Here is a 14,055-nt window from a genome sequence, read left to right as displayed (position 1 = left end):
TGCCGACTTAGCTCAGCTGGTAGAGCAACTGACTTGTAATCAGTAGGTCAACCGTTCGACTCGGTTAGTCGGCACCATTTATTTAGATAATTTGAACAGAGCAACTGACTTGTAATCAGTAATTCATTTAAGTTATCCGTTCGACTCGATTAGTCGGCACCATTTATTTAGTTATCTGTTTAATTAAACATTTAACAAGCACTGTTTAAGTGCCTCGATAGCTCAGTTGGTAGAGCAGAGGATTGAAAATCCTCGTGTCCCTGGTTCGATTCCGGGTCGAGGCACCATTTATATTAAAGCCCTGCATCCGCAGGGCTTTTTTGTTTATTATTTTAAATCCTCTAAGTTCTTCAATTGCCCCAAACTTCAAGCGCCTATTCTGATTATTGATATTCAAAAGTTCGAATGAATATGAGGGTTTTCGTATTTATTGAGTTGATGTGTAAATTATTTTGTGATCAATATGTTAATTCATGGCGTATTGATGCAACTTATAACTATATCGCTAAATATGTAATGTTATGTAAAGTGAATTGAGCAATATTCACTAAGGTGTTTGAATAACATTCATAAATAGCATTAACCAGGTTTTAATATGATTTGGCAACATAAGCCATCTTTATTGGCGATAAGTATTGTGCTGCTCAGCGGGTGTGCGAGTACTTTGAACCCACAAGAACGAAAGCAAGTACCTAATGCAATCCCTGTCCAGTGGCAACAAGCTGCTCTTGAGTCAGTTACTAAAGTGGATCACGTATGGTTTGATGATTTAGCCACGCCTGCTGTTGAGCAACTGGTTTTTAGTGCGCTTAAAAATAACCAGCAACTCATCCAAAGTCGATATGATGTAGAAATACAAAAACAACAACTCATTGTCTCAGGGTCAGCATTATGGCCGAGTTTGGATATATCCTCTCGCGTAGGTCGTAGTAAAGGGAACCGTCCTGTTAGTTATAACAACTCAAGCTCACTCACATTGGAGCTAGGCTATGAGATTGATTTATGGGGTAAACTTTCTGACGCAAAACGCAGAGATAATCTAAATTACTTAGCCCAGCAAGCACGTTACGAGCAGCAGAAACAGCAACTAGTTGCTGATGTTGTCACCAGCTGGTTCAATCTTATAAGTGCTGAGCAACTACTTGAGTTATTTAAACGCAGAGAAGCTAACACACAGCAGAATTTAGAAATTATTGAGTCAGGTTATCGCCAAGGCTTAAACCAAGCATTGGATGTTTATCTAGCACGAAATGAGTTAAATAATGAGCGTTCACGTATTGCTACTCAACGGGCCAATTTAACAAAAGCAGCTCGTACACTCGAGCGTTTGCTTGGTGATTATCCACGCGGAGCGCTCGAAGCAAATCAAGACTTGCCAGTTATTAAAGAAGAGGTTCCTTTAGGTATCCCTTCTGAACTAATCACTCGCAAGCCAGCATTGCGAGCTAGTTGGTATCAACTACTTGCTTCAGATGCATCACTGGCTTATGCCCATAAGCAGCGCTTTCCAAGCTTAAACTTATCAGCAGGAATAAGTGACAACACAGACAGGGTGAGTGATTTATTTTCGCCATCTAGCCTTGCATGGTCATTAATCGGTGGCATTTCAGCGCCTATTTTTAAAGGTGGTCGATTAGAAGCTAACGAAGAGATAGCAAGATTAAACACGCAAAAGCAAGAGCAAGCCTACCTAAATACTTTATATGATGCATTCGGTGAAGTCGAAAATGCCATTGCACTGCAGCAATCTTTACAGGCGCGTTATCAAAGCACGTTACAAGCTCAAGAGAATGCACTGGCAGCAGAGCAATTATCATTTGAGCAATACCAAAGTGGCTTAGTGAGTTACACCACAGTATTAGATGCACAAGCACGTTCGTTTGATGCTCAAAGCTCACTCATAGACATAAAAAACCAGTTATTAACCAATCGAATCAATTTACATGTTGCCCTAGGTGGCGATTTTGCAAAATCAAGATCCGCACAGGATGAGCAAGCATTATGAAAATCAATAAACAAAAAGTAATTATTCCAGCCGTTATTATTATTGCGACTGTATTTTTAATTATGTTTATCAAGGGTAACCCCCCTAAAGCATCACGTTTTTCCGCGCCGCCCAAAGCCAAAATTAATGTTGCAGTAGAACAGCTAAAACCTGTTGATTACACGGTACAAATTGATAGTTTTGGCACCGTAAAGCCACGAACCCAAAGTATGTTAGTGGCTCAGGTTGCTGGGCAAATTACAGCCATCAATGAGCAGTTCCGTGAGGGGGGATTTTTTGGCGAAGGTGATGTGTTATTACAGTTAGATGATCGCGATTTAAAAGCGGAAGTTAAATCGGCCCAAGCAAACCTTCTCAATGCAGAGCAAAACTTGTTTGAAGAACAAGCGCGAGGGCGCCAAGCCTTAACTGACTGGCAGCGTTTAGGCAATGAATCTGAGCCTAGTGTGCTGGTACTCAGAAAGCCTCAGCTAGCAGCAGCTCAAGCCCAAGTACTTTCTGCACAGGCACAATTAGAAAAAGCTCAGCTTAATCTTGAGCGTACAAAAGTAAAGGCTCCATACGCAGGACGGGTTTTAAGTCGTACTGTTGATGTTGGGCAAGTTGTATCTAATAACACGCAGTTAGCCACGATATTTGCAATTGATAGTGTTGAAATTCGCTTACCATTAAAAAATAAAGATCTCCCTTTTATAAACCTGCCAGAGCAATACACTGATGGTTCGACTAACGCGCGTGGTTCAGCCGTTAACTTTACCTCTAATTTAATTGGCGAGCAAAAGTGGCAAGGCCAGCTTATTCGCACTGAAGGCGCGATAGATGAAAGCGCACAGCAGCTTTATGTGGTAGCTAAGATTAACGACCCTTATAAATCAACCAGTAACAATCAATATCCGGTAAAAATTGGGCAGTATGTAAAAGCTAAAATTAATGGCAAAGTTGCCGAGCAAGTATTGGTCATTCCAAACAGTGCTATTTACCAAGGTACCTATGTATATGTTGTTGAAAATGGTGTGCTGCAACGTAAAGACATTGCTTTAGCATGGCAAAATGCAGAGCAAGGTATTGTCAGTAAAGGACTTGAAGCAGGTAGTCAGCTTGTGCTTACGCCGCTGGGTCAGGTGAGTTCAGGTACCCCTGTGCAAATTATTGGTGAGCAGACGAAGAAAGCCCAAAAACGAGGAGAGCAGCCATGATAGCTTGGTTTACCCGTAACCATGTGGCTGCCAACTTATTACTAATAAGCATTGTGCTGGGTGGATTATTTAGCATATCAGCCAAGTTACCGCTGGAGGTATTCCCTTCTTTTGTTTCTGATCGTATTAATATCAGTGTGAGCTTACGTGGCTCAACCCCTGAAGATGCTGAAAAAGGTGTCACGATACGCATAGAAGAGGCACTTCAAGATCTCGAAGGGATAAAACAAATATCGAGTCGTTCGTCTGAAGGCTCATCTCAAGTAAGTGTTGAGGTTGATACCGGCTATGACGAGCGCGAAATATTAGCGGATATTAAAAGCCGTGTAGATGCAATCAATACCTTTCCAGCGGATGCTGAAAAGCCAGTAATTGGTTTAATACAGCGAAAACGCGAAGTTATCGCGGTGACCGTTTCAAGCGATTACAACGAAAAAGAAACACTAGAATATGCAGAGCAAGTGCGCGACGATCTACTGCGTATACCCGCTATTACACAGGTTGAATTAAGCGGTGTACGTAATTATGAACTCGCAATTGAAGTGAGCCAAGATACGCTGCGCCAGTATGATTTAACATTGGCACAAATCTCTAATGCCATTGCCAACTCCAGTTCTGATATCTCCGCAGGTAATTTAAAAACTGAGGGGGGAGATGTACTTATTCGTTCAAAAGGGCAGGCTTATCGTAAAGATGAATTTGCTAATATTGTTATTAAAAACCAAGCAGATGGCACAATTATTCGCCTAAGCGACATCGCAACTGTCAATGATGATTTTGAAGAAACCCCTGTACGAACTCGTTTTAATGGTAAGCAGGCTGCGTTTATTGATGTGTATCGTATTGGCCCGCAAAGCGCGATAGAAGTGGCTGATGCGGTTAAAAATTACATTACCAGCGAGCAAGCTAATTTACCGCAAGGGTTTTATTTAAGCTACTGGGATGATGATTCACAAGTCGTAAAAAGCCGTATCGCCACCTTAACGAGTAATGCCTTACAGGGCGGTATTTTGGTGTTGGGCTTACTGACTTTATTTTTAAGACCCGCGATTGCATTTTGGGTGTTTATTGGTATTCCCGTGTCGTTTATGGGCGCATTTATGGCGATGGCTGCATTTGGCGTCACTATTAATGTAATCAGTTTATTTGGCTTTATTTTAGTGCTGGGGATTGTGGTGGACGACGCCATTGTCACGGGGGAGAACGTTTATACCCATTTAAAAACAGCTAAATCGGGAGAAGAAGCTGCCATTAAAGGGACTCAAGAAGTGGCAACGCCAGTGACATTTGGTGTATTGACGACGGTTGCTGCATTTTTACCTCTGGGCTTTATCGAAGGGGCGCGAGGTGCCATTTTCGCCCAAATACCTGTGGTGGTTATTCCTGTTTTATTATTTTCTCTTATCGAGTCTAAATTCGTGTTACCTGCGCATTTGAAATACATTAAATTGCGTCATCAAAAGGGTGAAGGCTCTAAGTTAGAACAGCTACAACAGCGATTCGCCGATGGGTTTGAGCACGCTATTTTAAAGTATTATCAGCCTGTACTTGGTCTAGCACTGCGCAATAAGCTGGCTACAGTGAGTTTGTTTATGGGGGTATTCTTAATCATCCTAACCATGATCACCAGTGGATGGACTAAGTTTATTTTCTTCCCGCGTATTCCCAGCGAAACTGTGCGGGTTAATTTAACCTTCCCAGCGGGTACACCGTTTGAAGTGACCAATAAATACATTATTGATATGTCAGACAAAGCCCGTGAGCTGCAAAGTAAATACCGAGATGAAGAAACAGGTGAAAGTATTATCCTTAATATTTTGGCCAGCACAGGTGGTAGAGGCGGCGCAGCTAACTCAGGCAGTGTTCGTTTTGAAATCACTCCTGCCGAAGAGCGAGAGTCTGATATTGGCTCACGAGAGTTAGTAAAAGAGTGGCGGCAACTCATCGGTGTGATCCCTGGGGCCGAAAGCCTTACATTTAGGGCTGAAATCGGCAGAAGCTCTAGTCCGATTGATATTCAGCTATCTGGAAATTCAATTGCAACATTACAAAAAGTGGCTGAGCAAATTAAACAACGTTTAGCAACTTACCCAAGTGTGTTTGATATTGCCGACAGTATGTCTGATGGTAAAGAAGAGCTGCAAATCGAGCTAACTGAGCAAGGTTTGGCGCTTGGCCTCAATAGGGTTGATGTATCAAGGCAAGTACGTAACTCATTTTTTGGTGTTCAAGTACAGCGCATTCAACGTGGCCGTGACGACGTGCGTGTAATGGTGCGTTTACCGATTGATGAAAGGCGCTCAGTTGCAGACTTAAAAGATATACTAATTCAAACCCCGAGTGGCGGGCGAGTGCCGTTATCGCATGTCGCGACTTTAGTGCCGGGTCAAAGCCCATCAACAATCAGTCGAATTGACCGTTATCGCACGCTCAATGTCTCGGCCGATGTAGAAAAAACCGACACTAATATGACTGTATTACAAGCGGATTTAAAAACGTATTTAGACGAGCTAGTACAGCAATACCCTGGGATTAGTCACTCGCTAGACGGCGAGGCTAAAGAGCAACGCGAATCGTTTGGCTCATTACTGTGGGGCATGGTGTTTGTATTTTTTGTTATCTATGGCTTGCTTGCGATTCCATTTAAATCATACTTACAACCATTAGTCGTGATGAGCATAATCCCATTTGGCATGATTGGCGCTGTCATCGGGCATTGGATCATGGGGATGGAGCTGACCATTATGAGCCTGCTCGGTATGCTGGCATTGATTGGTGTTGTGGTGAATGACTCTCTAGTATTGGTTGATTTCATTAATAAAAAACGTAATGAAGGGCTTGAGTTAATGGAAGCAGTGAAAACAGCAGGTGTTGCACGTTTTCGCCCTGTCATGTTAACCAGTTTAACTACCTTTATTGGCTTAATGCCGCTACTGTTTGAAAAAGCCACACAAGCACAATTTTTAATACCTATGGCAGTAAGCCTTGGCTTTGGCATTATCTTTGCGACATTTATTACCTTGTTACTGGTGCCAGTAAATTACATGTTGATGGAACGCTTTCAAGGTTGGTTTAAGTAGTTAACAATCAATATTACGCTATAAAATAGACAAACAAAAATGCCGCAATTAAGCGGCATTTTTTATAAACAAGCTATTACTGGGTTACAGAGATAGCGTTATTTCTTGTATCGCTCAAACCATGCTAGCGTGTGCTCTACTTTAGAGATCATACGAGATGGGCGTCCTGCAATACCATGGGGTGAACCCGGTACACGAATAAGAACCGTATCTACTTTTTGTAACTTCAGCGCTTGATAAAACTGCTCAGATTCTGAAATCGGCGTACGGCGGTCTTCTTCACCTGTCATCAGTAATGCTGGTGTTGTCACATTGCCAACTAATGATAAGGGTGAACGCTGCCAATAATGCTCAACATTATCCCACGGCATGCCCGGGAATTGATTGCGGATTTGGCCGATATAGCTGTCAGCCGTTAATGTTTTACTCAGCCAATTAATTACCGGTTTGGTGATTGCCGCCGCGTTAAAACGATCGGTTAAGCCAATGGCGTAAGCTGCGGCAATACCTCCAGCAGAGCCACCTGCAATAAATAAGTTTGCTTCATCAATAAATCCTTTGGCTATCATGGCATCAACCGCCGAATTATGATCGGCAAAATCTTCTTTTGAGCTATATTTTCCATCGAGTAATAAGGCAAAGTCTTTACCGTAACTGGTTGAGCCTCGGTAATTTACATACACCACCACATATCCTTCACTAGCGTATCGTTGTAGCTCAGCTGTAAAACTGGGTCCGTAGGCAAGGTGTGGGCCACCGTGAATTTCAAGCAATAAAGGGTACTTTTTGGTTTTGTCGAAATCAGGCGGGGTAATGTACCAACCTTGAATATTTTCATTATCAAATGATGACTTAACGTTTAACTCATGGACCTCGCCCAATTGTTTGTGCCCGAGTAAGTCTTCATTTAAAGCGGTTAAGGTTTTGCTTTTTCCTTTGTATAAGTAGGCTAAATCAGCTGGGCGTTGACTACTGCCTTGGGTATAGGCAATTGCTCCATTTTTAGCGAGACTGAAACTACCACTGATATACGGACGACCGATTGAAGTGCCTGATAGTGAATCAACGAGGTCGGTTACTTTGCCTTTGAATGATAATTTTGCCAGTTTGCGCTTACCAAAGTCGTCATATTGAATCACAAAATCACCTTTACCTGACCATTTGTAATCAGCAACGGAGCGGTCAAAGTTATTACTGACATGGGCAATTTTATTACTACTTTTAGTAATGACATTAAGCGTTGAATTTATATAAGGAACAGGTGCATTATCACGGGCAATAAAAGCAATTTGTTTGCCATTTGCTGAGTAAGTCGGGCTAGACTCTCGCCCTGGCAATTGAGTTAACTGGGTATAAGCACCTTGGTTTATATCAACTTCATATAAATCAGATTCAGTAGTGCGGTACTCCCAATCTGCATGTTGATCTGATGAAAAAGCAATTTTGCTATCATTAGGAGACCACGCAAGTGGCCCATAATGCTGGAAATTCCCAGTCGTTAACTGCCGCGCTGTGCCGCCATTAGCGGGTACAACAAATACATGACGATAGGCTGGCTCTAAAAAGCCTGAACCATCCGCTTGATAGCGCGCTTTTTCATAAACCTTTACAGGGTCTGACCAAGATGCTCCTTTTGGTTTTTTAGGTAATTTTACTGACTTCACAAAGTCTGTTTTACCGGCAGCTACATTCATGGTAAATGCGATATTGTTAGCATTATTAGACCAGCTTAAACTGCGAATTGACTTAGGGAGCTGCGTTAATAACGCTAATTTGTCTTGTTCTAACCAATAAACATAAAGTTGATTACTGCCGCTTCGATTAGAAGTAAACGCGATTTTTTTAGAATCAGGTGACCAAGTCGGTTGCCCGTAATTGTGTTCGTCAGCGAGTAGTGGGTAATGCTGATTTTGTTTTACATCGTACAGCCAAATACTGCGTTTTGCAGAATCTTTCATGATGTCATAACCACTTCTTAGATAAATGATTTTCTTACCATCAGGGCTTATTTGTGGATTGTTCACATACTCTAGCTGGAAAATATCTTCGGCAGTGAAGGTGTCATTTGCGTAAAGGTTTACACTGTAGGATGCACATAGCAGCGCCGAGCTTAACGTTAGTAATGCATTTAATTTCATAGTTTTTCATTTTTGTATAATAAAACACCATCCTATGACGCCCCAATTTTTTGGACAAGATAATTGAGATTAATCAGCACGCCATTAAGTTAAATGGCAATACACTAATGGGATTATTTTGGAGTGAAGGGGTGAGTGTTTACTTAAATTAGGAGAATCATATTTGCTTGAAAAAATGCCGCTGAATCGCGGCATTTTTATCAATAAACGTTCTTAGCGCTTGATTATTTGATGGCTTTTTTCACTTCGCGCCAGTCAATAATCTTAAAGTTTTGTGGTTGTAGCGGCATGCGGTTGTAGCCGTCTTGCACTATAAGCATGCCTTCAGGGTAGCCCGGTAAAGCCGTTGCTGTAACGGTTAAGCCGTCTGTTTCACCTGCGCCATCAATGCCTTTATCTAGGTTAGCAATAACATTAAACTTACCTGCAAAGCTTAGGCTAGGCTGTGTATCACCTGAGATTTTGTAAAGCACATAGCTATTATCGCCTTGGCTTGATACCACTAAATAGCGCTCATCATCGCCATGATAAATTTCCATGCCTTCAACATCTGCCACCAGCTGCTCATTAACACTTTGTAGCTTTACTGCTTTGTTACCAGAGGTAGGCTCTGCGCCGATATACCAAATACCTGCATCTTCTTCGCCTGCAAATAGTTGGCCTAGTTTATCATCAGCACTACAGCCTTCAGGTTGGCTTGGTAGGGTAAACTCTCTAACCAGTTCACCGCTTAGGTTATCTTGCTCACCCGTGAGTTTATATTGCTGGAATAAACCTGATTTATCATTAACAAACACGTAATGGCCAGAATCAGACGAATACATACACATACCGTAAATCTCAGGTAGGTTAGTCGCGATTTCTGTTACATGGTTTACTTGGTTTTCTCCATCAACAGTAAATACGCTAATGCTATTAAGCGTACGGTTGCTGGCTGTGATCCAAGTATTGGTCTGGTTGTTTATACCTTGATGTTGACGCACATCAACGTTATTTAAACGCCCTATATTGAGTGATTGTACTTTGTTACCAGCAAGATCATAAACCATCAAGCCACGGCGTTTATCTGTGCCTAAAATTAAGCTGTTTTTAGCGTCTTGCTCATTTATCCAAATTGCCGGGTCATCCGCTGCATCACCAAACGCTGCAACTGGTGTTGTTTGTGCGCTGGCATGAAGGTGAGTCATGGTAACTTTGCTGTTTGAGGCTGTAGTTTGCGCAGTGAAGTTAACGTTTGCTTGAATATAGGCACCTGTTTCATCATCAATTAAAACCAGCTGCGCTTGATTGTCATTAATAAAGCTCGCTGCAACAGACTCAATAGTGTGTTCACCTGACAGTGACCATTGGCTAAGCGTGTCTGTTTGGGCTTGGTAGGCATAAACCATACTATCGTCAGTGGCGCTGAGCCATAAAGTACCGTCTTGTGATACCGATAAAGCTCCAATTTCAGTTTTTAATTCGCCGTATGGCTGTACTAAAGCCACAGGTTGCTTATTGGCATCTGATTCTGCATCAGCATTGATAGCCCACACTCCGAGCTCTGCTTCACCCACATACAGAGTTTTGGTGTCATCATTAACAGCACAGCCTGAAGCCTCAGTGACCGCAGAGAACTCACGTACTGCGATATTTTTAGCTTGGTTAGTGGCTAAATCATAAATAACAGTTTCGCTGATCAGGCCTCGAACATCCGGCACAAACGCTGATACAGTCTCGGTATTGCTGTTTTTAAATAAACACACTGCATCAGGCTGGGCTTGAGGCGGACTAATACGAGTGAGTTCATTTAGCTGCCAAGTTTGGCCATTTTTTATAAGCTTAAAAATGGCTACGTTGTCTTGGCTTTTATCAAGACTGGCGAGTAAAAATTGCTGCGCTGATAATTGTTTTAGTGAAATTGACTCAAAGTTACCGGCTAACAGCACACTGCTTTTCTCGTTATCGGCAAATAATAAGCCTTGGCTTTCGCTCGCCATTAGCCATTGATTATTACCAAGCGCTGCTGCTTGTGAACCTTGCATGTTTTGTTGTGGGCCAAATAACTTAGCCTCAACAGCCGGCTTTGCTATTTCTGTCGTGTTTTGCGTATCGTCATTACTTGTACAACCGCCAAGCGCAGTTACAAGCACAGCACTTGTTAGTACCGCTGAAATTGTATTTAGTTTAAAGTTCATTCTTTTATCCTTTACTTATCTATGTGCTTTTCAGTGCTAAAACGTACTTCACCAAGGTGATTAATCGCGCTTACACTGAGAGTTTCGCCATTGATAGAGACACTTAAAAAACCAGGTGTTGCTTCTGCGTAGCGGGTAAATTCACGCTGTTTTACAAACCGTGCTTCACTGCCACCACCAGAGACAAAGTGAGCCACCTTGCTATTTTTTGGTTGATTGTATTGCAAGTCGTGCTCGTGCCCTGCGATATAAGCGTGCACGTTATGACGCTCCAAAATAGGTTCTAAAATGTCGCGAAGCCCTTGGTTGCGGCCAAAGCGTTTGCCGCTTGAGTAAAGTGGGTGATGGCCTACCACAATTTTCCATTTTGCTTTACTGCCAGCAAGTTGGGTTTCAAGCCAAGTAAGCTGGGTTTTATAGCCTTGTCCTTGGGTTGAACGGTATTTATCACGGTCTTTATATTCAGGCTGAATCGGATTGGTATCTAAAAAAACCATTAACACTTGCTCATTGTTTTCAAGCGCAAATGTTTTACTGTAGTACCTTGCAGGTAACTGCCAGCGCTGGCTTTTTTCTGTGTAGTCAATTTGTGCTTGGGCATTGCCCAAGTAATCGTGATTACCTAACACAACATACCAATCTTCAAATGTGTGCGGGCCATGGTAAATATCTTCATAAGCCGATTGCCAAAGAGGATCATTCACACTTGCCACCCCGTTAGGGTAAAAGTTATCACCGGTCGAGACGATAAAATCGGCATCAGTTTGGTACATGGCTATTTCTAGCTGATGAGCCACTTCTTTTTGATAAAAGTGGCCATTGTGTCCCCAATCACCAATAACCATAAAGTTAAGGCTGTTGGGCAGCGTAGTTAACTTAGCTATTTTTTGTTGTTGATAAAGCGCATCTTTATAAATAATGGGCTCGTCTGCACTAAGCGCTGATGAGCTCAGTAGCGCGGCCATTATGAAAGACAATTTAAACATGTTCTAACTCCAAAAAAGCACGTAATAGCAAGCCATTACGTGCCTAAAATGATTATGCCTGCTATTAAAATGCGTAACGCAACATTAGTTGAATCACTGGGCCTGCTTCTTCAGATTCAAGCTCGTATTCATCAAAGTCACGATTGTTTTGATCATTAAGCGAGTCAAACTTGTTGAAGACTTCATCTTTACTGGCATCAAGTAAGTTTGAACCAACTAGGCGAAGGGTTACGTCATCCCAGCGCTTTTCAACGAAAAGCTCTAAATCAGCACCGTAAGAGGTGGTAACTTCTTCACCCACAAAGCGTCCGTATGCATCACCTTGGTTACGGTAAGTTGCACCAAATGATGCACGCAGTGTTGGTAAATCGTGGATAAAACCTACGTTATAAACATAATCGGATTGGTCGTTAAATTTACGCTTGCCAAAACTGTCTTCAACTTCACTGTCGAGCCAAGAGTAGTTTAAGAAGATACCTGTGTTAGGCATGTTCAATGCGCTCAGTGGTGTTGATAAATCAAACTCAATACCTTGTACTGTGCCGTCGCCGGTATTTTGTGGTTGCAGTACAAATGTGCCTTCACCTTCAGAGCCTTCAACACCGGTACTGGCAATTTCAATAAGGTCGCTAACATCGCGATAGAACAGGTTTACACCAACAACACCACTTTTACCTAAACGGTATTCGTAACCTAAATCGATACCCCAAGAAGATTCTGGCTTAAGGTTTGGGTTACCTAAAAAGTCATTATCGGCGAGCTCTTCTTCAAGTAAGGCCGGTGTCATGTAGTCAAAGTCAGGGCGACGTAAGCTACGTGCAACAGAGGCGCTTACTCGGCCGTTATCACTGACGCTATAACGAAAGTGAGCTGACGGTAAGAAAAAGTCATAATCATTCTCGGCAGTTACGCCCTCGTTGGTATCGGTAATGCTTGAGTCAGTTGACTCCCAGCGCACACCCATCTCCCACGAGAACACATCCGCTTCGTGCTTGATTAGCGCAAATAAATCAAAACGGTCTTCTTCAAGCGTATTAACACCGCCGTCTACTGCTTCAAATTCGTTATTAAATTGCGCTAACGACATTGGCGTCTGGCTAAATTGATCCCAGCCAGTAAGTGTTTGCTCACTTTCATCTTCAGCTTCAAAAATTGCTGTGTCACGCTCTTTACCTTGCACAAAAGCACCAAACTGAACTTCTTTTGAATCACCTACCAGCAAGCTGTGCTGCCATTGTAAAGACCACTCTTTATCATCAATATCAACGGTTTCTTCAGCTTCTTCAAACACCATAGGAAGTTCTGAGGTATCAAGTTCAACTTCTTGCTCGTAAACAGATTCTTCAAAGCTGGCATAGCCTACTTTAAATTTGCTGGTGCCGCCCAGTAGGGGTAATTCATAGCCAGAATTAATGTTGTAGTTGGTTTGATCAATAAACGAAACGTTTGCGTTATCTGACAGTAAATTGCCGCCTTCAACGACAGAGCCAGAGGTTGCAGTGGGGTCGTCGTATTCAAAAGAGCGTTCGTCTTCAGTACGGTCGGTATCAACCCACATGGCGCTAATATCAAACTTGCCGCCGTTATCAAATACCTTTTCAAAGCTGGCATTTAAAGAGGTGTCATCGCCATCACGGGTATCAGATTGATCTTCGCGGTTATCAAAATCGTCTGTTGCGTAATTAGGGTTATTTTCAGGGCTATCGCCATAACGTCTGCTTGATTTTTGTTTTGGGTTATAACGACCTTGTAAATTAGCGCCTAATAGTAAACGGCCACCTGCAAACTCAGTACCGTAAACGCCCGCAAAGCTTTCTTTTAGTTCGCCGTCATCATAACGTAAACCACCAGCGCGAATGTAACCGCCGTCTAAGCTGTAGCCATCGCGAAGTACAATGTTGAGTGTTCCCGCAATTGCATCGGCAGAGCGGTTGGCACTTGATGAACGAATTATTTCTACACGCTCAATTAATTCTGCTGGAATACGGTCTACAAAGAATGAACGGTCAGCACCAGCGCCCGGTACTTCTTCGCCATTGATAAGTACTTTTGTGTAAGCTGGGCTTAAACCGCGCATACGTGCGCCGTCAGATTCCAATACGTCAGATAAAAAAGTAACACTAGGAACACGCTTTAATGCATCACCCGCGGTGAGTGGTTCAAAGCGTTGAAAGTACTCTTGTGAATACTCAAGCGTTGGCGCTAGTTCTTGCGAGCGGTTGCGATAACCAATCTCACCATAGACCACTAGCTCTTCAGAGACCTTTACTTCAGGTTCTCTTGGCGATGTTTGTTCTTCTGCATTCACGCTAACACTAAATTGGCTCAGTGCTAATGCCGCTACAACAGCATTTAACTTAAATTGTTTCATTGATTTGCTCCGGTTGTCCTTGGTTTGGTGAGCAAACTAAAAAAAGTTAATGACGCTAATGTGACAGTTTTACAGTTAATACCTAACAAAACCCCAACTTAG

General features: G+C 42.5%; 7 protein-coding genes and 2 tRNA genes. 5 read left to right on the top strand and 4 right to left on the bottom strand.

Annotation, left to right across the window (positions count from 1 at the left end; all coding sequences use genetic code 11):
* Position 1 precedes the first annotated feature (1 nt).
* The 5 genes from ACHUE3_RS14920 (at position 2) to ACHUE3_RS14900 (ending at position 6,281) form a co-directional block, all read left to right on the top strand.
* Positions 2-77, top strand: a tRNA-Thr gene (locus ACHUE3_RS14920).
* A gap of 134 nt (positions 78-211) precedes the next feature.
* Positions 212-287, top strand: a tRNA-Phe gene (locus ACHUE3_RS14915).
* 308 nt (positions 288-595) lie between these two features.
* Positions 596-2,005 (top strand): TolC family protein, encoded by a 1,410-nt coding sequence (locus tag ACHUE3_RS14910; protein WP_394193160.1) that lies wholly within the window; start codon positions 596-598, stop codon positions 2,003-2,005.
* Complete coding sequence (locus ACHUE3_RS14905; RefSeq protein ID WP_394193159.1) at positions 2,002-3,201, top strand: efflux RND transporter periplasmic adaptor subunit; 1,200 nt, start codon at positions 2,002-2,004, stop codon at positions 3,199-3,201. The genes ACHUE3_RS14910 and ACHUE3_RS14905 overlap by 4 nt, the downstream gene beginning before the upstream one ends.
* A complete protein-coding gene (locus ACHUE3_RS14900; protein ID WP_394193158.1) occupies positions 3,198-6,281 on the top strand; it encodes an efflux RND transporter permease subunit in 3,084 nt (1,027 codons plus the stop codon). The genes ACHUE3_RS14905 and ACHUE3_RS14900 overlap by 4 nt, the downstream gene beginning before the upstream one ends.
* 98 nt (positions 6,282-6,379) lie before the next feature.
* On the opposite strand, the gene ACHUE3_RS14895 is transcribed toward ACHUE3_RS14900, so the two are convergent.
* The 4 genes from ACHUE3_RS14895 to ACHUE3_RS14880 all read right to left on the bottom strand — a co-directional run bounded on the left by ACHUE3_RS14895 (position 6,380) and on the right by ACHUE3_RS14880 (position 13,953).
* The gene (locus tag ACHUE3_RS14895) at positions 6,380-8,419 is read right to left on the bottom strand and encodes a S9 family peptidase (RefSeq protein ID WP_394193157.1); all 2,040 of its coding nucleotides are present in this window, start codon (positions 8,417-8,419) and stop codon (positions 6,380-6,382) included.
* A 224-nt stretch (positions 8,420-8,643) separates the two neighbouring features.
* Positions 8,644-10,596, bottom strand: coding sequence for a phytase (locus tag ACHUE3_RS14890; protein WP_394193156.1), 1,953 nt, complete (start codon positions 10,594-10,596; stop codon positions 8,644-8,646).
* 11 nt (positions 10,597-10,607) lie between these two features.
* Positions 10,608-11,582, bottom strand: coding sequence for a metallophosphoesterase (locus ACHUE3_RS14885; protein WP_394193155.1), 975 nt, complete (start codon positions 11,580-11,582; stop codon positions 10,608-10,610).
* A 64-nt stretch (positions 11,583-11,646) separates the two neighbouring features.
* Entirely contained in the window at positions 11,647-13,953 is a 2,307-nt protein-coding gene (locus ACHUE3_RS14880; RefSeq protein WP_394193154.1) for a TonB-dependent receptor plug domain-containing protein, read from the bottom strand.
* Positions 13,954-14,055: the final 102 nt, after the last annotated feature.

The organism is Pseudoalteromonas atlantica (assembly GCF_043641955.1).
In the GTDB taxonomy this organism is placed as follows: domain Bacteria; phylum Pseudomonadota; class Gammaproteobacteria; order Enterobacterales; family Alteromonadaceae; genus Pseudoalteromonas; species Pseudoalteromonas atlantica_A.
Note: the sequence above shows the minus strand (reverse complement) of the source record. Positions and strands in the feature narration are given on the sequence as shown.